Origin of the sequence: Streptomyces longhuiensis, assembly GCF_020616555.1 — a bacterium.
Lineage (GTDB): Bacteria > Actinomycetota > Actinomycetes > Streptomycetales > Streptomycetaceae > Streptomyces > Streptomyces longhuiensis.
The window spans coordinates 369,761-393,316 of sequence record NZ_CP085173.1 but is presented as its reverse complement, the minus strand read 5'-3'; the positions used below and the strand labels follow the sequence as shown (position 1 = coordinate 393,316).

Annotated in this window: 22 protein-coding genes and 3 pseudogenes; 11 read left to right on the top strand and 14 right to left on the bottom strand. The window is 68.3% G+C overall.

Annotated features, from left to right (window positions below; all coding sequences use genetic code 11):
- Positions 1-153: 153 nt before the first annotated feature.
- Complete coding sequence (locus tag LGI35_RS01970; protein WP_227291847.1) at positions 154-2,640, bottom strand: glycoside hydrolase family 5 protein; 2,487 nt, start codon at positions 2,638-2,640, stop codon at positions 154-156.
- Between the two features lie 1,000 nt (positions 2,641-3,640).
- Between LGI35_RS01970 and LGI35_RS01965 the strand changes: the two genes are divergently transcribed.
- Positions 3,641-4,615, top strand: a complete 975-nt coding sequence (locus tag LGI35_RS01965; protein ID WP_227291846.1) for a hypothetical protein — start codon at positions 3,641-3,643, stop codon at positions 4,613-4,615.
- A gap of 133 nt (positions 4,616-4,748) precedes the next feature.
- On the opposite strand, the gene LGI35_RS01960 is transcribed toward LGI35_RS01965, so the two are convergent.
- The 3 genes and pseudogenes from LGI35_RS01960 to LGI35_RS01950 all read right to left on the bottom strand — a co-directional run.
- The gene (locus LGI35_RS01960; RefSeq protein WP_227300175.1) at positions 4,749-5,117 is read right to left on the bottom strand and encodes a fic family toxin-antitoxin system, toxin component; all 369 of its coding nucleotides are present in this window, start codon (positions 5,115-5,117) and stop codon (positions 4,749-4,751) included.
- A 2-nt stretch (positions 5,118-5,119) separates the two neighbouring features.
- Complete coding sequence (locus LGI35_RS01955; RefSeq protein WP_227291845.1) at positions 5,120-5,386, bottom strand: hypothetical protein; 267 nt, start codon at positions 5,384-5,386, stop codon at positions 5,120-5,122.
- A gap of 415 nt (positions 5,387-5,801) precedes the next feature.
- Positions 5,802-6,611: pseudogene (locus LGI35_RS01950) on the bottom strand (RNA repair domain-containing protein); the annotation flags it as partial.
- Positions 6,612-7,036: 425 nt separating this feature from the next.
- On the opposite strand from LGI35_RS01950, the gene LGI35_RS01945 reads away from it, so the two are divergent.
- The 3 genes from LGI35_RS01945 (at position 7,037) to LGI35_RS01935 (ending at position 9,793) form a co-directional block, all read left to right on the top strand.
- Positions 7,037-7,669: a GNAT family N-acetyltransferase gene (locus LGI35_RS01945; protein WP_227291844.1), complete on the top strand. Its 633-nt coding sequence runs from the start codon at positions 7,037-7,039 to the stop codon at positions 7,667-7,669.
- A gap of 397 nt (positions 7,670-8,066) precedes the next feature.
- Positions 8,067-8,753, top strand: a complete 687-nt coding sequence (locus LGI35_RS01940) for a hypothetical protein (RefSeq protein ID WP_227291843.1) — start codon at positions 8,067-8,069, stop codon at positions 8,751-8,753.
- Positions 8,754-9,337: 584 nt separating this feature from the next.
- Positions 9,338-9,793, top strand: coding sequence for a lamin tail domain-containing protein (locus LGI35_RS01935; RefSeq protein WP_227300174.1), 456 nt, complete (start codon positions 9,338-9,340; stop codon positions 9,791-9,793).
- 82 nt (positions 9,794-9,875) lie between these two features.
- Here LGI35_RS01935 and LGI35_RS01930 read toward each other — a convergent pair whose 3' ends face one another.
- From LGI35_RS01930 to LGI35_RS01920, 3 genes are all read right to left on the bottom strand, one after another.
- The gene (locus LGI35_RS01930; protein ID WP_227291842.1) at positions 9,876-10,178 is read right to left on the bottom strand and encodes a hypothetical protein; all 303 of its coding nucleotides are present in this window, start codon (positions 10,176-10,178) and stop codon (positions 9,876-9,878) included.
- A 132-nt stretch (positions 10,179-10,310) separates the two neighbouring features.
- Positions 10,311-10,715, bottom strand: a complete 405-nt coding sequence (locus tag LGI35_RS01925) for an Lsr2 family DNA-binding protein (protein WP_227291841.1) — start codon at positions 10,713-10,715, stop codon at positions 10,311-10,313.
- Between the two features lie 573 nt (positions 10,716-11,288).
- Positions 11,289-12,320: a sigma-70 family RNA polymerase sigma factor gene (locus LGI35_RS01920; protein ID WP_227291840.1), complete on the bottom strand. Its 1,032-nt coding sequence runs from the start codon at positions 12,318-12,320 to the stop codon at positions 11,289-11,291.
- Positions 12,321-12,392: 72 nt separating this feature from the next.
- On the opposite strand from LGI35_RS01920, the gene LGI35_RS01915 reads away from it, so the two are divergent.
- The 4 genes and pseudogenes from LGI35_RS01915 (at position 12,393) to LGI35_RS01900 (ending at position 15,118) form a co-directional block, all read left to right on the top strand.
- Entirely contained in the window at positions 12,393-12,734 is a 342-nt protein-coding gene (locus LGI35_RS01915; RefSeq protein ID WP_227291839.1) for a VOC family protein, read from the top strand.
- Between the two features lie 44 nt (positions 12,735-12,778).
- The gene (locus tag LGI35_RS01910; protein ID WP_227291838.1) at positions 12,779-13,426 is read left to right on the top strand and encodes a maleylpyruvate isomerase family mycothiol-dependent enzyme; all 648 of its coding nucleotides are present in this window, start codon (positions 12,779-12,781) and stop codon (positions 13,424-13,426) included.
- 227 nt (positions 13,427-13,653) lie between these two features.
- A pseudogene (locus LGI35_RS01905) lies at positions 13,654-14,463 on the top strand (IS5 family transposase).
- A 178-nt stretch (positions 14,464-14,641) separates the two neighbouring features.
- Positions 14,642-15,118, top strand: coding sequence for a hypothetical protein (locus LGI35_RS01900; RefSeq protein WP_227291837.1), 477 nt, complete (start codon positions 14,642-14,644; stop codon positions 15,116-15,118).
- A 79-nt stretch (positions 15,119-15,197) separates the two neighbouring features.
- On the opposite strand, the gene LGI35_RS01895 is transcribed toward LGI35_RS01900, so the two are convergent.
- Both LGI35_RS01895 and LGI35_RS01890 read right to left on the bottom strand, forming a co-directional pair.
- The gene (locus LGI35_RS01895; protein ID WP_227291836.1) at positions 15,198-15,620 is read right to left on the bottom strand and encodes a hypothetical protein; all 423 of its coding nucleotides are present in this window, start codon (positions 15,618-15,620) and stop codon (positions 15,198-15,200) included.
- Positions 15,617-16,471: an IS5 family transposase gene (locus tag LGI35_RS01890; RefSeq protein WP_423835674.1), complete on the bottom strand. Its 855-nt coding sequence runs from the start codon at positions 16,469-16,471 to the stop codon at positions 15,617-15,619. Before LGI35_RS01890 ends, LGI35_RS01895 begins: the two co-directional genes overlap by 4 nt.
- Before the next feature lie 432 nt (positions 16,472-16,903).
- On the opposite strand from LGI35_RS01890, the gene LGI35_RS01885 reads away from it, so the two are divergent.
- Positions 16,904-17,440, top strand: coding sequence for an SMI1/KNR4 family protein (locus LGI35_RS01885; protein WP_227291834.1), 537 nt, complete (start codon positions 16,904-16,906; stop codon positions 17,438-17,440).
- A 479-nt stretch (positions 17,441-17,919) separates the two neighbouring features.
- Here the strand turns inward: LGI35_RS01885 and LGI35_RS01880 are convergent, their stop codons facing one another.
- The 3 genes from LGI35_RS01880 to LGI35_RS01870 form a co-directional block, all read right to left on the bottom strand.
- Positions 17,920-18,201, bottom strand: coding sequence for a hypothetical protein (locus tag LGI35_RS01880; protein ID WP_227291833.1), 282 nt, complete (start codon positions 18,199-18,201; stop codon positions 17,920-17,922).
- Between the two features lie 38 nt (positions 18,202-18,239).
- Entirely contained in the window at positions 18,240-18,689 is a 450-nt protein-coding gene (locus LGI35_RS46520; protein ID WP_423835673.1) for a hypothetical protein, read from the bottom strand.
- Between the two features lie 119 nt (positions 18,690-18,808).
- Positions 18,809-18,988: a hypothetical protein gene (locus tag LGI35_RS01870; RefSeq protein ID WP_227291832.1), complete on the bottom strand. Its 180-nt coding sequence runs from the start codon at positions 18,986-18,988 to the stop codon at positions 18,809-18,811.
- A 702-nt stretch (positions 18,989-19,690) separates the two neighbouring features.
- Here LGI35_RS01870 and LGI35_RS01865 point away from each other — a divergent pair.
- Positions 19,691-20,386 carry a VanZ family protein gene (locus tag LGI35_RS01865; protein WP_423835672.1) on the top strand — a complete coding sequence of 232 codons (696 nt, stop codon included), beginning with the start codon at positions 19,691-19,693 and terminating at the stop codon, positions 20,384-20,386.
- A gap of 465 nt (positions 20,387-20,851) precedes the next feature.
- On the opposite strand, the pseudogene LGI35_RS01860 reads toward LGI35_RS01865, so the two are convergent.
- Positions 20,852-21,566 (bottom strand): annotated as a pseudogene (locus tag LGI35_RS01860) (DUF1206 domain-containing protein).
- A gap of 90 nt (positions 21,567-21,656) precedes the next feature.
- Between LGI35_RS01860 and LGI35_RS01855 the strand changes: the two are divergent.
- Positions 21,657-22,916, top strand: coding sequence for a phospholipase D-like domain-containing protein (locus LGI35_RS01855; RefSeq protein ID WP_227291831.1), 1,260 nt, complete (start codon positions 21,657-21,659; stop codon positions 22,914-22,916).
- 451 nt (positions 22,917-23,367) lie between these two features.
- On the opposite strand, the gene LGI35_RS01850 is transcribed toward LGI35_RS01855, so the two are convergent.
- On the bottom strand, positions 23,368-23,541 hold the full coding sequence (locus LGI35_RS01850) for a CsbD family protein (protein ID WP_227291830.1): 174 nt from the start codon (positions 23,539-23,541) through the stop codon (positions 23,368-23,370).
- Positions 23,542-23,556: the final 15 nt, after the last annotated feature.

The window sequence follows — 23,556 nt, the reverse complement described above, 5'->3', positions numbered from 1 at the left end:
TCAGGGAGGAGCGTCGTGCAGCTGGTCTTCGGCGTCGTGCTGATCTCTGGCGCCTACAGACGCCGCCGGGATGCCGCGCCTCCTAGGTGATGGCCCGCCCAGTCAGAGTCAATCCAAGGCGTGGTCAGAGGGCGACCGTTGCCTGATGCGGTTCTAGGCCGCGCCGGTTCGTGCCTGAACACGGAACGAACCGGTCGCGCAGCCCGTGATCCGCCAACCGCCCTTCTCTCGCGCTGACTTCACATCGGTCACCCCGTGCACGGTGAGCTTCGGCGAGGCCGCGCCGGGGAACCACACGTCGAGGGTGCACGAGCGAGCGCTCTTCGCTTTCGTGCCGCTGAAGTACAGCGTGTGTCGCGAGCTGGAGAGCGCGTCCAGGGTCCCCGGTACGGCCCGCGGATAGGGCCGTACCACGAGGCCCTTGACTCCGGCGGCCGGCGGCAGGGTGTCGCCGGTGGCGCAGTCTTGCTGGACGTAGTTGCCGGTCGTCGGGGACGTGGTGCTCGACTCGGGGCTGCCGCAGGCCTGCTTCCACACCCAGAAGGCGCCGCCCATCCGGTACGCGTCCGCCTGGTCCTGGAATCGCTCGGCCAGGGACTGCGCGCGCTTGCCCGTGAACGGGAACCAGCCCCACTCGCCGCTCCACATAGGCATCCCGTATGCCTTGGCCTGCCGCTCTGCCAGTGTGAAGCCCCGCTCGACGGAGACCAGGGTGATGCCGAGGGTCTGGTCCATGGTGATCGACTCGTTGTACAGGTGCGGGGCGAACACCGTCCAGGGATCGTCGGTGAAGGCCGGCAGCGGCGTCGCGGCGAAGCCGAGCCCGGACCACAGCACGCTGGGTTCGAGGAAGGCCAGGTGGTGGAAGCCGCCTGGGGTCGCGTTCTCGGCCGCGCGGATCGCCTTCAGCGCTCGGTCGTAGTACGCGCCGAGCAGCACCGAGCTGCTGGTGCTCGCGTCGTCACCGAACCCCGGCTCGTTGTAGAGGCCGTATCCGGCCACCGCCGGATTGTCGGCGAAGGTGCGCGCGAGAAGGGCGAGGGTGTCCACGAGGTGGCCCTGGATGCCGTCGGTGTCGTGGTAGAAGTTGCTCGCCGCGCGCTGGACGGCGGACGTGGTGTCCCGGTCGAGCCCCTGGCAGCGGGAGAGTCCGTCGGTGAGCGTCGCCCAGGCGGGCGCGCCGTCGAAGCCCGGCAGCGGTGTCGCGCACGCGCTGCTCTTCGCTCCCGCCGTGTAGCGGGAGTAGGCGTCCTGGTGCATGTCGATGTCGGTGTACATGCCGTACTCGGCGGCCCAGTCGACGGCCTGCTCGATACGGGCGAGGTAGGCCCGCGACCAGTGCCCACGGGTGGGCTCCAGGCGTGACCAGTTGACGTTGAGGCGTACGACGTCGAAGCCCGCGGCGGCCATCTGCTGGAAGTCGTTCTCGGTCAGTGGGAGCACCCTCTTGGCTCCAGACCGGCCGTTGGTGCCGTAATCGTTGAGTTGGTTGACGTTCACGCCGCGCAGCAACACCTGACGGCCGTTCGCATCGACGATCGTCCGGCTCCGCACCGTCAGTGCGGGCAGCTCCTGCGACCCGGTGGCCCGTACGGCGGCGCTCAACGGCGCGGTGCGGTCCGGCGTCGCGGTCAGCAGGTTCCCTGCGACGACGGCGAGCAGCACCAGGACCGTCGCCAGCGGCAGGCCTGTTCGTGGGTTCGTACGTACCTGTGGCAGGCGGCGTAGGAGCAACTCGGTCGGGGCGAGGGCCCACCCGAAGGCCAGGCCGAGCGCCAGCCCCGCGGCGACCGCCTGGCCTGCCATGGGTATCGCCGAAAGGTCGTCGGTGCCGGACACCGCCTCGTGCACCACTGTGCCGAGTCCGTCGACCACGCCGACCACTGCGCCCGCGCCGAGCGCGCAGACCCAGCCGCCGACCAGGAGTCCAATGCCCCGCGCCTGGGCGAATCGCCGCTCGCCGCGCAGTTGCAGCGCGGTCGCCGCCGTCGTCACCAAAACAGCTGACATCGCGGGCAGTTGGGCGGTCAGGCCTGCGGATATCGAGGCGGCGGGTGAGGAGGAGGCCAGGGCGCCGAGCAGCAGCAGTCCGGCGGGCAGAGCGGTCGGCAGCGTCCGGGCGACGATCGACCGGAGGTCCTGTCCGGCCGCCGGCTCTCCTGGCGGGGTCGAACGCCGCAGCGCCAGCGCCGCGACCAGTGCGGGCAGCCAGCCGAGCAGCGCCGTCCGCTCGGCCACCAGTCCTGCCGACCAGAGCGCGACCGGTAGGAAGTCCGTGCTGCCGCTGTGCACGGCTACTCCCACGGTGCCCGCGACGGCCTGCCCGAACCTGGCCAGGCCGCCCGCGAGGACGCACACCCCCCAGACCCGAAGGAGCACCCGGCCGCGCCCGGTGCCCGGCGCGGCCGTCCGCACCGTCACCAGTGTTCCCGCGTACGCCACCGCGGCCAGGACTGGCAGGAACACCAGCCATCCGGCCAGCGACCACAGTCCGTGCACGTCCCCCGGGCGCAGGGTCTGAGCGCCTACCGGGGCGAACAGGCCGGTCGGATCCGCGTACGCGGCGACGAGGCACAGTGCGGCGAGCGAGACGGCGGCGGCTGCCGCCGCGGCGTGGTCCTGGTACCTGGCGCGTGACATCGGGCGATCGTAAGGCGCCGTCGGCCCCGCCAACTGGCCTGTGGCGATCACGAGTTGATTAAGTTACCGACGGGTTGGGCCGGGCGGCGTGAACGCACGGGTGCTCGGCCCTCAGCGAGAGTAGGGGCCGCGCATCGGCGTGTGCTGAACCGTCGTCAGAGGGCTGATGTCTGCGAAGAGGTCCAGGTCGAGCAGGCCGCTGAGGCCAAGGTCGATGTCGCGTCGAGGCCAACATGCTGGCTTGACAGAGAAATCGTCGGCCAGCCGCTCGCGGCAGACGTCCAACGACAGGCGCCAGGTGCGGGGGAAGCCGCGGCGTTCCGGGTCTTGCCGCTCCCGACCGCCCCGATCGTCTCGGAGGACCACGGTGGCGGGCCGTGGGCCCCGGTAGCAGGGAGCGGGCGGGGGTGGGGCCTGGCCGGCGGCGTTCGTCGAGTTGCGCGCGGCCTGGGAGCGAACTTCATGTCGGCGGGGTCGATGCGCCGCAGCACACGAAGACTTTCACGAGGGCGGGGAGACTGGGCCCGCACAGCAGCGTGGCGAACTACCAGGCGTCCTCGGCGACATAGACGCCGGCGCAGAACATCGGGACCGCGACGACCCCGCCGCGGCCCAGCACTTTGGCCTCTGGCCAACCACCATCTCCAGATTCGAACGGAGACTCAACAGAGACGACAACCTCGCCCGCGCCTATCGCAACTGGCTCCAGACCGCCTTGACGGCAATTGGAGCATCAACGCGCGGGGCGGGGGGGGGCTATGGCCGCCCGTCGTCCGGGTGGTCCGCGTGCTCGGCGTAGGGGAGCGCGAGTAGGCGCACGGTCATGCAGGCGCACTCGGGTACTGGCCCGTCCCCCCGCAGATGACGGGCCGGGGATCCCCGGGCCCTATCTGGCGCGTCGGGCGAAGCGGCGCGACCGGCAACGAGCAAGGCCCCTGTCACCGGATGTGCCAATACACTACGCCCTGCACCAACTGGCCCAGAGCGAAAGGGGAGCGGCATGGCTACGGGGGGATGGGGCCCGGGAAACGGCCCGGGTCAGCCTGGCGGCAACGGACCGGGAGGCCAGGGCGGCTGGGGCGCTCCGTACGGACCACCGCAGGGCGGCCCGTACGGTCCGCCACCACCGAATCCGGGGCCATACCCGTACCCGAACCAGCCTCCGTACCCCTACGGCCCCCAGCCCACGAGGCCCGCCGCCCGGCGCCGCCGCGGTTGCCTGTCGTTCGGCTCTCCCTTCGGGCTCGTCGGCGCGATCCTGCGCTCCGCGCACCGCGTTGCCACCAGGCTCTTCGTGCAGGAAGGCGACGGTCGGATCGAGGACCGCGCCGTGGACCGCGTCCAGTTGGCCCGCACGGTGCTCGGTGCCGCTGCCACCATCGCCCTGATCCTCGCCTACAACGTGGACCCGAACCGCTGGGAGGACGCGGCGTACGGCGGTGCCGCCCAGCTCATCGTCGCCCCGTTCGTGCTGATCATCGCCGCGCCCCTGGTCATCATCGGATTCATCTACTACGCGCCCCCGCACCTGCGGCCGCGTCTGCGCTCCCGGCTGCGCGCTCCGCTCAAGGCGGTCGGCTGGTACGTGCTGACGTTGGTCGTCATCGGCGGGGTCCTCGTCCCGACGGCCCTGACCGTCAACGCTGACGACGGGAAGAGCTGGTGGGAGTACGTGCTGGCTGTCGCCTCGCTGATCGTGATCGTGTGGGGGTTTCCCTTCTTCTTCATGGCGTCGTTGTACTCGGCCCGTAGTGCCTTCAACAGCGCCCAGGTCCACCCGATGCTGCCTCCTGTCCTCACCCTGACGCTGGTGTGGGTGTTCGCGGCCTTCAGCGTGATCGGCGACGGCATGCCGGCGGGCCCGCCCATCGTCCAGTTCTGCTCCGTACTGGGCGGACCGCTGTCGGTGACCGCCGTCTCGCTGTGGGAACTGCGCCGGATGAAGACCCGTTTCGGCGTCACCCTGCGCGCCTGATCCGGCTTCGGCGGGCCCCGCTCCCAGGCGACGTGCCGAACCGAAGAGACGGAGTGCGGCGTAGGCAATGGCGCCGGGCAGGATGCGCGGCCTGCGCCAGACCTTCCAGCGACTTCATGTTCGTCGCGGCGTTCTATCGCCAGGTGCGGAGCTGTTCGGCGATGCGAGTGGCGGTGCAGCGCGGGTCGTACAACTCGTGTGCGAGTGCGGTGAGTTGGTCACGGTCTGGATCGACGGGAATCCCACTGGCCGTGAGGTACATGACGGCGACGGCGCATGCCACGGTCAGGTTGGACTGTTCGAGCCAGCGGCAGCGGCCGAGTGTGTGCACGAGTGCGGCGGCCCGAGCGAACGGTCCGCCGTAGACGGGCTGTTCGAGGAGTTCGGCACGGTGGCGTTCCACGGCCGCGACGGGCACTCCGAAATCGTCGGGAGCCGGGTCGTGGCGTCCGGCACGCTGGGTGACTTCGAGGATCCAGGACAGGTCGACCTGAAGAGACATGCTCACGCAGCGGCGTCCCGCGCAGTGTTCTGCGAGCGAATGTGGCCCTGGTCGAGGTCGCGCTCGAGACTGTCGAGGAAGTCGCCGTGGCGGTCGAGAAGGTCCTGGACGGCGGCCATGCCGGCGGCGCGGGCTCCGGTGGTGTCCTCGTCGATGAGACGTTCCACGTAGCGGTTGAAGTCGAGGCCGCGGGCGGCGGCTGCTTCCTTGCCTGCGGCCAGCACGTCGGGGGCGAGCCGCACCTGGGTCTGCTTCCGGTCGTTGCTCACATCCACAAGGTAGCAGGGTGGTAGCAGGCTGTCTCGTGACCGCCGGAACATGCTCAGTGTCCGCTCCCCGTAGGGCGACCCGCGCTCGCCGGCCGTGGCCCTGGACGAGACGGCCCCGGACTTCCGCCTCGGACACCAGGCGCAAAGGAGGTGCGTCTTCGCTGGTCAGCGGTTCGGCCGACGGTGAGGGAAGAACGCTGCCACCAGCTTCGATGAGTCGGCGCACCGCCTCGACGACGGCCCGCTCGCCCCATTCAAGATCGGCGAGCGCCTTCTCGGCCACGTCGCCGCAGAAGGCGTGGGTGCGTACTCATGACTTCGGTGCGTGCGGGCTGGGCCGGCCGAGGCCTATGCGCGGCTGACGGGACGGGTGGTGGGGCGGAGGGTTGCCCGGAAGGGCCGGATTCTCCGGGTGACGTACGTCGCCGGTGCCGAGCAGGACGCGGGCGCGGACCCGCATCGGCTCGTCGCCGCGCCGGGAGAGCACGACCAGCTCGTCGACCCGGGCTGTCATGGGGCCGAGGAGGGCCTCCACCTTGCGTGCGAGGAGGTGCGGGTCCGGGGTACGGCCGAGGGACAGGTGCGGGGTGAAGCCGTGCGGGTGCGATCCGCACAGCGGGAAGCGGAGCTCCAGGGAGTCCCGCAGCCGTGCCCAGGGCTCGTGGTCGGCGGCGGCCGGGTCGAGCCAGACGGTGGCGTCCTCGCGGTGTTCGAACCAGTGGACGCCCGCCAGGCGGGCCGAGAACGGCGGCGTCTCGGCGAGCGCCGCGGCGACCAGCGGCAGGGCCCGGGCGAACTCGGCCTCGGGGACGAAACCGAAGAGCACGTTGACGTGCGGCGGCCAGCGGCGGATCTGCCGGTCGTGTTCGCGGCGGATGTGCTGGATCGGCGGCCACAACTTTGCCGGCGGCAGCCAGGCGACCGCGGTGCGGTTCGTCGATGGGACGGCGAGGACGTCGCCGGGTGCCGGGGCAGGCACGGGACCGACCTGCCCGGCGAGGGTCTCGTCGAGCCGGTCGACGCCCGAGGCGCGGTCCCAGACGACCTGGCCGTCCGCCTCGAAGAACACGACCCGATGCCACGGGATCTCCCCGCCCGGCACGAAGTCGCCGAGCAGGACCCGCTTCGGCGGGGCCCTGCGCTCGGCGACCCCCATCACGAACCGCTCGGGGTCCAGGCGCGGGTCCCAGAGCACCCGGTGGTAGATCTCGTCGCTGGTACGCACGGTCAGCACCTGCCCTCGCCTATCAGGGTGACGCGCGCCCGGCCCACCCTGCAAATCAACGCCTGGCCCGCCCCACCTCGCCGCGGTTACGGCACGAGAGCGAACGACAGCGGCGGATTTCGCCCCGGACTCCCACCAAGGACAAGGGACAAGTAACCCGCGATTAGGACTGTCGACGCCCGCCGATTGCCGACACTGCCGACCCGCGGAAACTCCACGAATCGCCGTCAGCGCCCCAGGATCATGCTTGGCTGCGTGCGGGCCCTCACCCGGTCCGCGCCCTCATAGGTCTGCCCGCGCGCGGGTCCTGCCCCTCGGTCATCCAGCCCTCACCCGGTCCCAACTGACGGCCGTTGGCGCGAGAAGCCCGTCTTCCCGTGAAACACAGTTGCGGGATCGCTCCCGCACCCCCAAAGATCGGCGCCATGACTCCCTCGCCGGCTTCCCAGGCCACCCTGCGCCCGTACCGCCCCGAGGACCGCGATGCCCTCTTCGACATCTGTGTACGGACCGGGCACGAGGGCGGCGATGCCCGCCACCTCTACCCGGACCCGGCGTTTCTTCCGAACATCTTTGCTGCACCCTATGTGGTCCTCGAACCGGACCTGGCCTTCGTCGTGGAGGACGGCGGACGAGCCGTCGGCTACATCGTCGGTACGGCCGACACCGCATCCTTCGTCGCCCGCTACCGTTCCGAGTGGCTCCCCGGCCTGACGGACCGCTACCCCGCCCCCGTACAGCCTCCGTCCACCCCGGCCGAGGTGATGACCGACTTGATGCACCGCCCGGAACGGATGGTGCTCCCGGAACTGGAGGCCTACCCGGCCCATCTCCACATCGACCTGCTGCCCTCCCACCAGCGGAACGGCTACGGGCGGCAGCTCATGAACGCTTTCCTCGCCGCCCTGCACGCCAAGGGCGTCGCGGCGGTCCACCTCTCCATGGTCACCAGCAACACCCCGGCCCGCGCCTTTTACAACCGCGTCGGCTTCCACGAGATCGCCGTCCCGGACCCCGGGCCTGTCACCTACCTCGGCCGGACCACGACCAGCCCCTGAATCGACGGCCTGGAGAGCTCAACGGAAGATCGAGTCCGCCGCGCTGATCGGTATCGGCGTATGTACGAACCGTTCCGGCTCCGTCGGCGGGTGCCGCCACGCCAGCGGGCCAGGTCCGGCCGTCCAGCCCCGGCGCAGTAGGTGCTGGTGCTAGGCGGAGCGACACCAGCACCTTCCGCGATTCTGGCATGCCGCCCGTCGGATGCTGCAAAGCTCAAGCCGGTCATTGCGCGTATGGACCCGAACGCCAGGCGACGTCGGCTGAGACTGCCGACGCGGACGCTCACCGCAAGCCCCAGCCTGGAACAACTCGCCGACCGGGGGCGGCAACGGCGCCCGCGGCGGCGACTCCGGCAATGCCCGCACCACGGGCTCCAGCACCGCTGCCGCGCACGCGATGAAGTCCGCCCACCACATCTGGAGCTGGAGCCGGAGCAGCGGTGACAGCAAGGCCGGCGCCCTCGCGCGCAACACCACCGGCGCCGCATCTGGTGACACCGGCCGGGGCGGCAACGGCGGCAAGGCCACATCCGACACCAAGGCCACGAACGGGAACACCGGCTCGAGCGGCAACTCGGGCGCGACCGACGGCAACAAGGCCAGCCACATCAACCTCCTGACCGGTGGCGAGCGCGGCCACCGCGGCGGACGCGACAACTGCTGGGGTCACCACCAGCTCGGCCACCACGGCACCTGGGGCCAGAGCCGCGGTTCGTCCTGGGGCCACGGCCAGCACCGGGGCTGGAAGCACGACTCCGACAAGGCCACGGCCACCTCGGCCAAGTCCAGCCGCACCGGCGACACAGGCATGAGCGGCAACGCCCACGCCTGGGGCATGGGCCACGCAATGGGCCGCATGCCCGACCCAGCAGTTCGACCACAGCGGTGGGGCCCCGAAGGCCATGCGTCTTCGAGGCCCCACCGCTGTAGGGGTCCCAGCTGCGCTGCAGTAACTGCGGCCTTGAGTGCGAAAACGCCCTGCCACGATCGGATATCTCACCGCCGTCTGTTGGATCAACCGCCCTACCTGACACCGCTACATCGTCTCGCTCGCCTGGCGCCCAGGGCCTGCACGGCGCTCTGACCAGCGACCCGGGCGTGCCGTGCCCGGCATTGTTGATCTTGATCTGGTCGGCGGGCGTCCTGTCGGCAGGCTATGCGTTGGTGGTTCAAGGAAAGACGTCCCGCTTCCTGCGGGGAGATGCAGGTGCAGGACCTGCCCAGCGCTCCGTGAAGACCCCGTGCCGAGTTCTGCGGCGCGGGGTCTCTTCACGTCTGCTTCCTGCAGTGGGCCGGTGCGGCCCGGTCCAGCTGTTGCCGAGACCGGGCAGTGGCGCTGTTACTCACTTTCGGGTGACGGCTGTCCGCTCGCCCAGCCGCCGGGCTTGCTGGGTGGAACGCGCCGGCCAGTCACAGCAAAGGCAGCGATCCTGCCGGTCTATCAATTCCACACATAGGAGACATAGATGGATGTTACAGGCGACTGTCACGGTGATGTAGGCAAACGGCAACGTGCGCCGCGTTGCGTCCGTGGCGCGCCGGCGGAGTGAGCAAGGTGCGCGTGTGCGGCCGACCGGCCGCCACCCGAACACCGCACCACCCCGGCCGCTCTTGGGGGGCTGCCGGGCTGGTGCCCGCACGATGCAGGGAGATCCTGTGACCGTTTCCATGTCCGCTCGCCGTCTGACTGCTGCCGCGCTGAGTGCCGCGGCTGTCACCGCGGTGATCGCGGTGCCCGCGTCCGCCGCCGATCACGGCGCGCAGTGGCGGAGCGTCGAGATCAGCCGCGTGCAGTACGACTCCCCGGGATGGGACAACCGTTCCAACCGCTCCCTGAACCAGGAGTGGGTGGAGATCACCAACAACACGCGCCGCAGCGTGAACCTTGACGGCTGGACCCTGGCGGACGAGGACGGCCACACCTACACCTTCGAGCACTACCGGCTCGCCGGCCGTGCCACGGTCCGCGTCCACACCGGTATCGGCTACGACTCCCGCCGCGACGTCTACCAGGACCGCCGGGCCTACGTGTGGGACAACCGTTCCGACACCGCGACCCTGCGCAACGACCGTGACCGCTTCGTCGACGACGCTTCCTGGGGCCGCCACCACTACCGCCGCTAGAGGCACCTGAGCCGAACACCGCGGCGGCGCGTGCCCCGTGGCTTCGGCAGCCAGGACGACAATCGTGGGGCGGGCTGGTGGTCTACAGCCCGCCCCACACCACTCTTTGGTGCGCTGAGGGCTGGGCGATCATCAGGCTGCGGACAGGCCGAACCTCGACCGACTCGCGCGCGAGCTCGTCATTCACGAGGCAGCGCTCGCGTAGACCTGGCAGTGCGTGGGCCGCGCCTTCATGGCCGACCAGGGCGAGATCCTGCCCAACGAACCCGAGGACCCGATGCGTACCGTCAAGCGTCAGATGACGGGCGTCTTCGTCCGGTTGGAGCGGTGCGATGATCACTGCCCGGCCTAAAGATCTCCAGTAGCTCCGCACGTCGTCGATCAAACGGACGGGGCGCCCGCCGTCCGCGCCCACCAGCCGCCGTCGATGCCGGAGCCGTTGAGGGTGGGCGCACGACCGGTCCTGCGACGTGGCTGCGCTCGCTGACGAAGGTCAGCAGCCCCGACGGTGACGGGTTCAGTCACCCTCGTTGGCCTGCTCCCAGGCCTGCCGCACCTTTGCTGGGATGCGTCCACGCAGGGGGACGCTGAAGCCGTTCGCACGGCCCCACTCGCGGATTCTCTCCGGGTCGGAGGGCGGCGGCACCGACGGCACCGGCGGATACCACTGGTCGAGGTCCGACGGTTCGAAGCTGATGCCCCCTGCCAGGAGATCCTTCGGGAACTGCGGAACCGCCGTTTCTCCGCTCAACACAGAAGCCAGGAACTGCGTCAGGTTTCCGGCGAACGTGAACCAGCGAGGCCCGCGTGCTTCGTTGACGGCAATTGTCCAGGTATCCGGTCGGCTCCGAGGATCGGTCACCCAGAACAGCCGCTCACCGTTGTCTGTGCCACCGCAGGGAAGCAGGAGCGTGGGATCCACGGGAGCCGGGCAGATGCCCTGAGCGTGATCGGATCGCATCCGCTCCCGGAGCTGGTCACTTGCGGAGCCTGTCAGGTTGACGTGGACCGAGGTGTGCCGGGGGTCGTAGACCCAGAGGTAGTCGGCGAAGCAGCCAGGGTCGTACGTGGCGGTGAGTTTTTTGTAGTCGTCGGGCAGGGGGGTGTCCAGAGCGGACTCGACCTGTGCCCAATCCACCGGCTGCTGGTGGGGGGTGGGAGGGGGACAGAGCTCCGTGATGCGCTCAAGGGGACACATTCGATTCCGTTCCTGCGTCGGATCTGCTGCGCGGCATGGTCAGGGTTCTCGAGCCGGGGACCTCGACAGGCTTCGGGCCATCCTGGACCGGCACACCACTCGCGTGCAACAGACGGGAAAGGCGCCCCCGTCGTCGGTCGACTGCCGGGGCTTGCCACTGGGATGTGGTGACCAGCAGTCGCCGAGACCGGAGCCGACTAACTGATCGTTTCAGAATGGGAAACGCCGTCGTCTGGCCTCCATGGTCAATGGCCCCGGCCGTAGCCACACTCTGGGGCCTCAGGGGCTGACGTTGACTCAAGCCCACTCCGTCTGCAGCCCGAACCGCTGGACGTGCTCCGCGCCTAGGAACGAGGTGAGGCCTTCGACGAGCTCGCCGCGCAGGGTCAGCACCGTGATCGACCACGCGAGGTGCGGGGCCGACCGGCTCGCGCCCACGTAGAAGGCCACTGCCGGTTGGCCGTTCGCCGAAGTGAGGTGGTAACGCCAGCTCGGGCAGCGGGTGAGCGGGACCTCAACGGCGAAGTCCATGACGGCGGCCCGGCCCCGGTACCACTGGGCCAGCGGCGGCATCGACCAGGCGACGTCCTCGGTGAGCAGGGCGACCATGGCGTCGGCGTCGCCGCCTTCCAGGGCGGTGGCGAAGGCGGTGACGGTCTCGCGGACCCGGGCGTCGCCGAGCTTGCGCAGGGTCTGCTGCTGCGAGCGCGCCGGGACCCGCTCGGCGAGCAGCCGACGGGCGCGGGCCAGAGCGGAGTTCACCGAGGTGGTGGAGGTGTCCATCATGGTGGCGATCTCGGCGGCGGAGAAGCCGAGCACGTCGAACAGGAGCAGCGCGGCCCGCTGGTTGCCTGACAGGTGCTGCATCGCCGCGACGAAGGCGAGTTCGACGGCCTCGCGCTGCTCGTACCGCGCGGCCGGTCCGGCCGGGCCGGCGGGCAGGCCCGCGTCGAGGTAGGGGCCCAGCCAGGCGACCTCGGTCAGCGGGGTGGCATCGACCACCGCGTGGTCGCTGGCCGGGCCGAGGTCGATGGGCATCGCCCGCCTGCCGCGCCGGTCGACGGCGTCCAGGCAGGTGCGGGTGGCCACGGTGTACAGCCAGGCGCGCAGTGAACTACGCCCCTCGAAGCGGTCCAGGCCCCGCCAGGCCCGCAGCAGCGCCTCCTGCAGTGCATCGTCCGCATCGTGGGTCGACCCGAGCATCCTGTAGCAGTGCGCGTGCAGCTCCCGGCGCAGCGGCGCCACCAGGCGGGTGAACGCGGCGTCGTCCCCCTCGCGCGCCCTGGCCAGGTCGCCCGTCGCGGATCCCGCCGAAATTTCCTCGCCCACGAGGGACGATTCTGCCCCACTCCGGGAGTCACCTCTTCGACCCATCGTTTCCGACACCCCGAGGAGACCCCGATGAGCAGTGCCGCCTGGTTCGACATCTCCACTCCCGAAGCGCCACGCGCCCGCCGCTTCTACCAGGAGCTGTTCGGCTGGCCGGTCCACGTGCTGGACGACACCTACGCCCTGGTCGGCGACGAGGACGGCCGACCGACCGGCGGGGTCGGGCAGGCGGGCCCGGATAGCCCGTACACCGGGCTCGTCGCTTACTTCCCGGTCGACGACGTCGATGGCGCTCTCGCCCGCGCCGAGCGGCTCGGCGCCGCACGAATCCTCCCCCCGACCGACACGCCCGCCAGCCGCATCGCCGTCTTCACCGATCTCGACGGCAACCACGTCGGCCTAATCAGCCGCTGACCGGTCCCCTGCCCGACCTACCACCGCACAGGAGCATCACCCCCATGACGACATCCGCCACCGGAACCTGGCCACTGATCCACACCGAGCGGACCGCCCTGGCCGCCGACCTCGCGCAGCTGACCGACCATCAGTGGGCCACCCCGTCGCTGTGCGAGGGGCTCACCGTTCGTGACGTGCTCGCCCACCTGACCTCGGCGGCCGGCCTCAACCCGGTGCGGTGGATGGCGGGCGTGATCCGCTGCCGCTTCGACTTCGACAAGCAGGTCGCCATGCGGCTGGCCGAACAGCTGGGCGCCACCCCGGCCGAGACGCTCGACCGGTTTAGCCGAGTGGCCACCCGCACGACGAAGCCGATCCCCTCGACCGTGGCCATGCTCGGCGAGACCATCGTGCACGGCGAGGACATCCGCCGGCCGCTCGGCATCGAACGCGACTACCCCGTCCGCACGTTGACCACCCTGGCCGACTACTACCAGCGCACCGATCTGCCCGTCTTCACCAAGACCCGCATCCGCGAACTGCGCCTGACCGCCACCGACAGCCCCTTCACCACCGGCGAGGGGCCACGCGTGTCCGGCACGACCCTGGCCCTGATCATGGCGATGGCCGGTCGCACGTCCTACCTCGATGCGCTCGATGGAGACGGCGTTGCCATCCTTCGCGAGCGCCAGGCACAACCACGGGCATGACGCCCTGTATCAAGGCGTGAAGCTCAATGCCGCCGCCCCGTCCGGGGCGGGGGCATTCTGATCCGACGGTTCGTCAGCCTAGGGTGAAGCGGTCGGCCAGCAGGTACGTGCCGCCCGTCTTCGCTACCTGACCTGCGGAATTAAGGGAGAAACGCCCAGTCTGTTCGGTTCAGAATGAGTTGAACTGCGCTCTTGTGCCCGACGATCATGGTGGGCAGGCTGTCCAGGTGTGTGCTGATCTTGTTCCGGATGACCTGTGGGAGCGGGTGGCTCCGCTGCTGCCGCCCGCTCCCGAACGACGCCACCGCCACCCCGGGCGGCTACGAGTCTCGGACTGGGCGGCCCTGGCCGGCATCATCTACGTGCTGCGGACGGGTGTGGCATGGCGCGATGTCCCCGCGCAGGCCGTGGGCTGCTCCGGAGTCACGGCCTGGCGTCGGCTGCGGGATTGGACCGAGGCCGGCGTCTGGCCCTGCCTGCACGCCGCACTGCTGACCGAACTGCGCCGCGCAGACCTGCTGGACCTGGACGACTGCGCCGTGGACGGCTCGCACGTCCGGGCTCTCAAAGGGGGGATCTTGTCGGCCCATCGCCCGTCGACCGCGCCCGTCCCGGCTCCAAGCACCATGTGATCGTGGATCGTTGTGGCACCCCGCTCGCCGTGATGCTCACCGGAGGCAATCGCCACGACGTCACCCAGCTGCTGCCCCTGCTGGACGCGATCCCGCCGATCCGAGGACTGCGAGGACGCCCGCGACACAGGCCCCGGCGGCTGTTCGCCGACCGGGGCTACGACTTCGTGCAAGTACCGCCGCCTGCTGTGGAAGCGCGGCATCAAACCGATGATCGCCCGACACGGCGTCGCCCACGGTTCCGGACTCGGCAAGGTGCGCTGGGTCGTAGAGCGCGCCTTCGCCTGGCTCCACCAGTTCAAGCGCCTCCGCACCCGCTACGAGCGACGCGCCGATCTCCACCAGGGGCTACTCGACCTCGCCTGCAGCATCATCTGCCTCCGGCGCCTTCGAAAGTCATTCTGAGTGGACGTTAAGTCCGATCTTCCTCGGTTCGTGATCGCTCGATCGTGGTACTGATCGCCGCACGAGCCGCCTGCTGGGCATGTCCATGCGGAGATGCGGGGCGTGAAGAGAGAGCCGTACCTCAGCAGCAAAATGATCAGCCCCACGAAGCGACCAAGCAAGTCACACCCACTCACGCTTGACATACGTTTTGAACGCGTTCAAGATCTGGTTCGGCAAGTGCGGCGCGCTTGAGCCGTGGCGCCGTGATGATCAGGGGGACAGGATGAGCAGGGGGATAGTCGGACGGTGGTTCGTCGCTGTACTGGGCGCTGCTTCGGTACTTATCTCAGGGTGTGCGTACTCGGCCGACCCCGACGAGCTTCCCGGCATATACCGCAACGGCAAGACCGGCGGCGAGATCACGCTCGATTCCGACGGCACATTCACCGCCACTGATCTGTCGACAGACGCGCACACCGACCCCGAAGATTTGCACGGCCACTGGGACTTCGTCGACAGCAGCGGCGGCGACTTCGTCTACCTGGACATCGATGAGCGTGGCATCGGTGAGGTCTCCGGTGTCCAGCTCTACGCGCGCGGCGGAGGGAAGGTGGAGTTCAGCCGTCCGGATGGGTCGTGGTCCCTGGTGCTCACGAAGGTGTCCGCCCAGTAGATCTGGGTGCCCAGTCAGGCGTGTGGTGGCACCACACCCGGCGGCGGCAGATCCGGGTGGCGACCGATGCGTTGAGGAATCAGCAAGGCTGCTTCAGTGGACGCTGAGCCCGTTTCTGGTAGCGGCCGCGTCCGGGCTGGGCGAGGAAGCCTTGGCGGGTGAGGCGTCCGAGGCGGGCGCGTGTGACGTTGACGGATGCCTCGTCGGTAGGCATGCCGAGGAGTTCGTGCAGTTCACGAGCGCGGAACTCTTGGTCGGGGTGCTGGTTGAAGGCGTTCACGATGGCCTGGTAGGCGGTGCTCGTCTCGGGAGGTTCGGGTTCGTTGTGGGCCGGGGCGAGTTCGGCGATGACCTTCTGGGTTGTGACCAGGTCCGCGAGTCGCGCTTCGGTCTCGGCCAGGGCGGCGGTCAAGTTCTCGATCTGGTCGCGTAGTTCAGCGGCCCGGGCCGTGGTCTCGTCGCGCTGAGCCTGGAGGCCGGCCAGGAGCTCGGTGATGTTCATGCGGCCAGCTCGAGGGTGTCGCGCCAGGTGGGACTCGGTATGGTCAGGCGGCGCGTCATGTTCGCGATGGACGCCCAGTAGACACGTGAGGTGGAGGTGTCGGTGCGGTGGTCGTATTCGCGAGCCAGGCGCCGATGCAGCATCAACGTGCCGTTGACCTGTTCCACGATCCACCTTTTCGGCTGCGGGACGAAGCCTTTGCCCTGGTCTTCGGGGTTGCGGCGGACGACCTCGACGTCGATGTCCAACAACGTGCCATGGATGACGACTTGATCCTTGAAGCCCTGGTCCACCAGTGCCTTCTCCAGCCGGTTCCCGCACCGCTCGGCGGCCTGGTCGAGCAGGGCGGTGCCGGCGGCGTTGTCGTGGGCGGATGCGGCCAGCACCACGACGCCGATGATCAGCCCCAGAACGTCCACGGCCAGTCCCCGCTTGCGGCCCGATACCTTCTTGTTCGCGTCCAGCCCCGTCGTGGTCTTCGGGACACCCGCGGCCGCGCGCACGGACTGGGTGTCGATGATCACGAGGGACGGGTCCTCTAATCGCCTCGCTCTCTCCCGAACCTGACAGCGCAGGAGTTCCTGAATCCGCTGGTCCAGTCCGTCCTCGCGCCACAGCGTGAAGTAGTAGAACACCGCCGACCAGGACGGCAGATCATGCGGAAGGAGGCGCCACTGGCAGCCCGTCCGGTTCTGGTAGAAGATCGCGTTCACGACCTCCCGCAGATCGCAGACCCCGGGATCTCCGGTCGCCGACCGGGCCACCCGGACTCGCTTCCAGGCCGTGATCATCGTTTCGATCAACGCCCACTGCTCGTCCGACAAGTCGCTGAGGTACGGCTCTCTCTTCACGCCCCGCATCTCAGCATGGACATGCCCAGCAGGCGGCTCGTGCGGCGATCAGTACCACGATCGAGCTATGGCGAACCGAGGAAGATCGGACTTAACGTCCACTGAAACGATCAGTAACCCCACCCGCCAGCGAACGTCTGATCAGCGGGACAGACTACAGCGACCGCCCCGCTCGTGGGTCGCATCGAGAGGGTCACCAGTTCACGGTGTTGCGCTGTTTGTAGGCCTCGCGGTCGAAGGCTCGAGGCCTGTGGCTTTGTCGAGCAGTAGTGACGTCACTTGTCACCCGAACCTGCAGCAGCCCCCCAATCCACACAACAGTGACGTCGACGAGTCAGTGCGAGAGGTGCCGTTCTTGACGTGAGCGACGAGGGGTTGGGGGCGTCGAGACCAAGGCAGGTGCTAGAAGATTGTTGTATGTGGAGTCAGCGAGTGATCGAACTGACCGGGTGGGAGCCGCTCGGAATCTCCGTCGATTGGGCGGAAGTTGAAGGAGAGCTGGGGGTTCCGCTTCCGGCGGACTACAAGGAGCTCTACGAGGTGTTCGGCGGCGGCGTCTTCAGTGATTCCGTCTACTTTCTGGGACGCGACGAGGGCATCGCGTTTGACTTCCTGACACAGTGGCGGGCCTCCCTGTCGGTCGACCAAGACAGCAGGTACGGAGACGTCTCCGCCGTCGAGCCCTATGCGATGTATGCGCCAGGCGGCAAGGGGCTGGTTGAGTGGGGCTCCACCGAATGGGCCGACGAGTACTTCTGGCTGATCGATGCCGAGCGTCCGGGCGAGTATCCCGTCCTCGCTCGGTCCAATGACATCGGCACGTGGCACCAGTACGACATGTCCACCTCGGAGTTCCTCTACCGCGTCCTTGCCGATGCCGATTTTCAACCTTTCGGGATCGCGAAGTACGACCTCGGCACGACCTTCGAGCCCGGCTCCGGCGACCCCTTCGACGGCCAGCCACTCTGACGAAAGGCCGGCTGTCCCAAGTTCGTGGACACGACAGTGCCGCCGATTCTCATCGAGATCCGTGAGCCAGGTGACACCAACTGCCTCCGGAACGGTTCGCCAGACTCTGTTCCTAGAGACCGATAAAGCCATGGCATGCCACCACAGTTGTCCGCGGGTACCCCTTGCGAGGCTGCGGGTCCGAACAGTAGCCGGAGTGTGCGCCCGTTGCGTGCCCGAAGGGGTAAGGAGCTCCAGCTTCTACCCAGAGCGCATCGAAGGACGAGAAGTTCAGCCTTCTGGATCAAGCTAATGAAACAACTCTACGAAGGCTACGGGGCCTGGCCCAGCCGTGACGTGACATCGGGCGACGAGCCGCGCTGACATCAACGACGACGTACAGACGCAATCGCCGGAAGACGTGCACGGCCTCGGTCCGCCCCGGCGGGCTCTACCGCGATCAGGGCGGAGCGAACTTACAAGGCGGATGCCCAGCCCACTCACCGGTTCCACACCCGCTGGAACTCTTCGGCCGGGATGGCCTCCTGTGGGTTCTCTTCAGGGGCGACCGCTTGATCTGTCAAGAAGCCGTGCTCGTCCTCCAAGTGCTCCCAGTTGTACCGGTGGAGCTGGCCGGCCGAAGTCAGCTCGGCTTGCTTGATGACGATCAACTCGCCGCGGTCGGGTGCGGCCTCGACGTACCACAAGCCGCCATCCTCATCAGCGCGATGGAACTGGTGCCGCAGGCTGGCGTTCTCATCGAATGCTGGGAAGTACGCCACGCTCTGAGCCGAGGCGCCCCTCGAAGCCGACGGTCCTGCTACCCGAAGTCGGCGCGACGATGGTGGAGTTCGACTGTCAGCCCGTCGTGCACCGCGTCCGGGGTTCGCGGGCCGGGCGTGGACGCGTCGTCTGGCTCGACCGCTCGGACCGCGCCCGACACACCGGCTGGATACACCCCCAACTCACGGTCGGCTTGGGCCATTCCGGCTCGGGCGGCCCGGCGCAACTCGTGTGCCCGGGGCATCGCCCGCAGCGCCACGTAGAGCACCGGAATGGCAAGCACGATGAGGAGGGTTCCTACGAACGGATGCGCCCCGGCCCAGTGGGCGAAGCGCACGAAGAGCAACAGGCCCGCGCAGAAAGCAAACCCGATCAGTGCGAGGGCGACCACCAGCACGCTCAGGCGGTCGCCCCCGCCACGGGTCGAGGCCGCGCAACCGGTCATGGGGGGCGCGCCTGTCACGCTGTCGGGCTTGTGCATCACCACTGAATCTCCTTCGTCCGTCAGTAAACGCCGTGGGAGGACGGGTGCCCCGGGAAACCCCAACCATGATCGACTACTTGCGGGTGCTCTACGCCGCGTAAGTCCGTGGCATGAGCACGGGTTCAGCGTCGACGCGATGTTCTGGTACGTGCCCAGCCACCGGCTCCCGCCAGATGGAGAGCCAGAGCGGTGAGTCCGAGGAGCATGACGTTCACAGACGAGAAGACGTCGTTCGTCGCGATGTCGGCGGCATTGATCAGGAATGCCAGGAAGAACAGCACGGCAGAGGCGATGGCAAGCATGGGAACTCCTGTTCCTAGTCGTTGTCGCCCGTGTGCCCGCTTTCGTGTTCCGTATTGCTTCCCGGGTAGTCGCAACGTGAGCGGCGACGCAATGTGGCAGCTCTTGGCGAACGGCACCTTGGAGGCGTCATGCCCGGCATCTTTGACCGGATCAAGCAGTACAGCCGCAGTCCGCAGGGACAACGGGCCATCGCGACGGCGCGCCGGACGGCCGCGGACCCTCGCAAGCAGGCTCAGGCTCGCGCGTGGCTCGACCGACTGCGGCGTCGCTGAGCGACGGCGATGTACGTGTGTCACCGGTCTGTAGTCGGCCTCGTTCCTGGCATGGTGCACCGTCCGGGCTCGGGGCCGGCGTCGTCGCATCCCGGGTCGGCAAGCGCACTTGCCCGGGCGGCCCTGGCCAACACCCTCCCCTCACCGAGGAGATGCCGGTGCCGACCACCAGCCGCTCGGTGCCACCAAGCAGCGATGCGTAGCCGAGGTCCTCGATCTCTCGGGCCATCACGTCGCTGATCGACCACCGGTTGCTCGTCCACCAGGCGCAGGCAGGAGAGCCAGAGTTGATTCGGTGCCATGCTTCGAGGCTGGGGGCGCTGGCAGGGGGGAGCGGGCGCCCCCAGCAAGGCATTGAGGCGCATGGGGAAGCGCACGCATCTGGCCGGTCGACGTATGCGGCGCCGGCGTCGGGGTAGTTGGCGCCGCATGAAACTCGAACCTCGTCCGCGGCGGCGCTCATGGGGCTGGAATCTGGTACGCGCCTTTGCCATGGCAGTTGGCTTCGTCTGCATGGTGGCTTTCGCCGTCGCGCTGGCGAAAGTCACACTCGTCCCGTCACCTACGTCTGTACCGTTGACCCACACCAACCTGCACCCCGGCAGCTCGATTCGGCTGTACTTCAACCAGCCTGACTGGCGAGACACGATCAAGCAGGTCGGAGGAAACGTCGTTCTGGGAGTGCCGTTCGGACTCCTGTTGCCAGTGATCTTCCCGCGCACGCGGGGCTTCGTCCGAGTGGTGCTCATGACGGCGTTCGTGATGCTCACCGTAGAGGTCGCTCAAGGACTGCTGGTTGCCGGTCGGGCATTCGACATCGACGATGTGATCCTCAATGCGGCAGGCGCCTTCCTCGGGTATCTCGTCCTTGGCCGCAGGCTCGGCCGAGCGTTGCATCCGCGCCGCGTCCACTGGTGGCGCCCGCGCGCCGAACCAGCCGACGAACCAGCTCGGGTCGCTGCCGTCAAGAAGAGCCGGGAACGCTGGGTGTGGGCCTGGCGCAAAAGCGACGATCGCCCCGCATCGGCCACCAAAACAAACGCCAAGACAAAGGCCAGGAAGCAAACTGCGCCGAGGTCCCTCCGCAAGAGGATTCCTGCGTTGCTGCGGGCGAAGCGCCCCTGATCCTCGAGGCTGCCCGCCGTGCTAGGAGCATGCTCCCTGAGGCGCTGGTGAAGCTTCCCCTTGATCCCGGACACCTGGAGGCTGGGAGGCGTGAGCCCGGAAGCAGCGCCAGGTGGGAGGCAATTTCACGAAGCGGACATTGCGAAGAGGGCGCCGGCTCGTGGTCTTGCAGGGCGGAGGAGGGCTTGGGCGTGGTGCATTCCCTGAGCGATCTTTCAAGCCCTCATCGATCTGTTGAGGCCGCGGGATCCGATGACACTCCCTCGGGTCGTCAACGGGAGGAGGGGGGGAGTCATGCAGGGCCCGAAGGTCGGTGGCCTCGTTGTGGAGCCATGAAAGAGGTGGCTGGGGGCTGCTCTGCCCGCCGCGTTCTCAGCCGGGCGGAAGCGGTAGGGACGGGCCAGGTGTGGAGTCAGCGTGTGTGTCGGCGCCGCCCCTGGGCCGCACGACGTGGTGTCGGCTGTGTCAGACCTTGCGCCAGCGGGTGTTGGCCCAGGAGAAGGCGCCGTAGGCCGCGAGGCCGAGCGCGAAGGCAGCGCCCCGGCAGGCGCCGCCGAACATTCCCGGAAAGGTGACCACCTTGCGGGCCTTCGGTGAGATATCGGACATCTTCACGTGCTTCTGGAACGTGCGTATGAACGCCCGGGCAGCGATCCATGCACCAGCATCGGCCACCGTCGCACCCGCGACCCCGACGATCCACTGCCCGCCCGGCCAGTCCAGAGTCTTCGCCGTGATGTCCCGGGATTCCTTGTCCGATCTGCCGCTGCCGCTTCCCTTCTATCCGGCCGCGTACGACAGCACGGAGTAGGCGACGAACCCGTAGAAGACGCAGTGGCCTGCAACGATCGTCCTCTTGCAGCCTTCTTGCTGTCGGGCCCCGCTTGCCGAAGGCCGCTTCGGTCAGCCGCCACAGGGCCATCCCTGCCAGCGCTATGCCGAGCAGCCACAGAAGGACGGTGCCGAAAGGCTTCTCAGCGATCTCGGCGATGGCACCACCCTGGTCTGCTTGCTCACTGCCCGAGTCCGGGAAGGCGATCCTGAGCGAGAGCACACCAATGAGTAGGTAGATGACTCCACGGGCCGCGACGCCCGCACGGGCTGCGCCCGAAACTGCTGTGCTGTTCGCCGCGCGCCGGGCCTGTCTGCGTCCTCGGCCTGCAACTGATCCCGTGGTCACGCGCACCTTCTGCCCCCGGAGGGGTATGCGATCGATGAATCCGGCCCGTCCCCTTTTGGTTTCCCGCTCATCGTCCAGGAAGGTGCATCCATGACACACACCCAGAGCACTCCCGCAGGCCCCGCCGAAACGAGCAACGTCGTCAGGCCGTCTTCCTCTGGCAGCGGGGGAGAGGAGGACATCAATGCCGTCCTTGATGAGCGGGCCCGGCGCGCCAGACGTCGGCTGGAGAGACTCATAGGGGTGGCGGCGACCGAAGGCAACGCGCTGGTCCCGCTGCGCAACGGCGACGAGATTTTCACGGCGATGCTGGACGGCATCCGCTCCGCGCGGCACACCGTGGACATGATGACGTTCGTGTACTGGAAGGGCGAGATCGCCCAGCGGTTCGCCGACGCACTGGCCGACCGCGCGCGGGAGGGGGTGCGGGTGCGCCTCCTGCTGGACGGTTTCGGCAGCCGGCTCATCGAGAAGGATCAGCTGGAGGTGATGGAGCGGGCCGGTGTGCAGGTGGCCTGGTTCCGCAAACCGCTCTATCTGTCACCGCTGAAGCAGAACCACCGCTGTCACCGCAAGGTCCTGGTCGTCGATGAGGAGACCGCGTTCACCGGAGGGGTCGGTATCGCCGAGGAGTGGTGCGGCGACGCCCGCACCCCGGACGAGTGGCGCGACACCCACGTGCAGGTGCGCGGTCCCGCCGTGGACGGGCTGGCCGCCGCTTTTGCCCAGAACTGGGCCGAGTGCCACGACGAACTCTTCGATGACCGCGACCGGTTCATCAACCACGCCCCGCAGGGCGAAGCCGTCGTGCAGGTGGTGCGGGGCTCGGCCAGTTTCGGCTGGCAGGACATGCAGACACTGCTACGCGTGATTATCGAGTCTGCGGAGGAACGGATCCGGCTGGCCACCGCCTACTTCGCACCTGATGCCTACTTCATCGAGTTGCTGTGCGCCACCGCACGCCGCGGCGTCGAGATCGAGATCCTGCTCCCGGGCCCGCACACCGACAAGAGGGTCTGCCAGCTGGCCGGCCAGCGCTACTACGAAGACCTCACCGCCTGCGGCGTAAAGGTCTTCCAATATCAGCCCACGATGCTGCACACCAAGGTCATCACCATCGACAGAACCATGGCACTGATCGGTTCGACCAACTTCAACCGCCGCTCCCTCGACCACGACGAAGAGGTCATGCTCGCCGTCCTGGACCCGACGTTCACCGCCACGCTCGATGGCCACTTCACCGAGGATCTCGAGCGCAGCGAGCTCATCAGGCCCGGACGCTGGAAGCGCCGTTCCGCCCTCCAGCGCGCCAGGGAAGCAGCTGTCGTACCCATCCGGCGCTTCCTCTGACCCGCCAGACCCGTCACCGCGCCAGTCCCACGGCGGCCAACTGAGGCCACCCGTGAGGGCTGAAGCTTCTTTTCCCCGCACATGGGCCTCAGCGGGGTCGGCCCCGGCCCAGTTGCGGGATTGGGCCCATCCCTTCGTGCGGCTGGTGGCGCCACGAGTGAAAACCCGGAACACAGCCTGCTCTTTCGACTCGGGAGCCGATCAAAGCCTTGCAGACTCCGCCCACAAGGGCGCTGAGGTCCCACGGCGCCACAGCCTAGGTCCCCGAGATCGAGCGTCGCATCAACGGCATCTGACCTGAAACGTGCGAGGACCCTTGTCCTTATGGCCGAGCAGAATTCCTCGTTCTCAAAGGCCACCCCGCAGAGAGCGGCGGGGGACCGAATGATGCGATAGAGGTGGGGCGGACTCCTTGGGAGTCCGCCCCACCTCTATCGCATCATTCGGTCGGCTAGTGCTTGCCGACATCCTTGATCTTCTCCTTCGCCTCCCGGGCGTCACCCTTCTTGCGCTCGGCGCGGCCCTCGACGGTCAGGCGCTCGTTGCCGACAGCGCGTCCCGAGACCTCCTTGGCGGCGCCCGTGACCTGCTCGGTCTTCGCCTTGGCCTTCTCGTTGGCAGTCAAGTCCGCTCACACTCC

Coding starts and splice junctions, on each gene's coding strand:
- LGI35_RS01970 (WP_227291847.1), bottom strand. CDS start 2,640: ATGTCACGCGCCAGGTACCAGGACCACGCCGCGGCGGCAGCCGCCGCC.
- LGI35_RS01870 (WP_227291832.1), bottom strand. CDS start 18,988: ATGCTTGCCATCGCCTCTGCCGTGCTGTTCTTCCTGGCATTCCTGATC.
- LGI35_RS01915 (WP_227291839.1), top strand. CDS start 12,393: ATGAGCAGTGCCGCCTGGTTCGACATCTCCACTCCCGAAGCGCCACGC.
- LGI35_RS01910 (WP_227291838.1), top strand. CDS start 12,779: ATGACGACATCCGCCACCGGAACCTGGCCACTGATCCACACCGAGCGG.
- LGI35_RS01945 (WP_227291844.1), top strand. CDS start 7,037: ATGACTCCCTCGCCGGCTTCCCAGGCCACCCTGCGCCCGTACCGCCCC.
- LGI35_RS01895 (WP_227291836.1), bottom strand. CDS start 15,620: ATGAACATCACCGAGCTCCTGGCCGGCCTCCAGGCTCAGCGCGACGAG.
- LGI35_RS01940 (WP_227291843.1), top strand. CDS start 8,067: ATGAAGTCCGCCCACCACATCTGGAGCTGGAGCCGGAGCAGCGGTGAC.
- LGI35_RS01965 (WP_227291846.1), top strand. CDS start 3,641: ATGGCTACGGGGGGATGGGGCCCGGGAAACGGCCCGGGTCAGCCTGGC.
- LGI35_RS01865 (WP_423835672.1), top strand. CDS start 19,691: ATGAAACTCGAACCTCGTCCGCGGCGGCGCTCATGGGGCTGGAATCTG.
- LGI35_RS01935 (WP_227300174.1), top strand. CDS start 9,338: ATGTCCGCTCGCCGTCTGACTGCTGCCGCGCTGAGTGCCGCGGCTGTC.
- LGI35_RS01960 (WP_227300175.1), bottom strand. CDS start 5,117: ATGTCTCTTCAGGTCGACCTGTCCTGGATCCTCGAAGTCACCCAGCGT.
- LGI35_RS01855 (WP_227291831.1), top strand. CDS start 21,657: ATGACACACACCCAGAGCACTCCCGCAGGCCCCGCCGAAACGAGCAAC.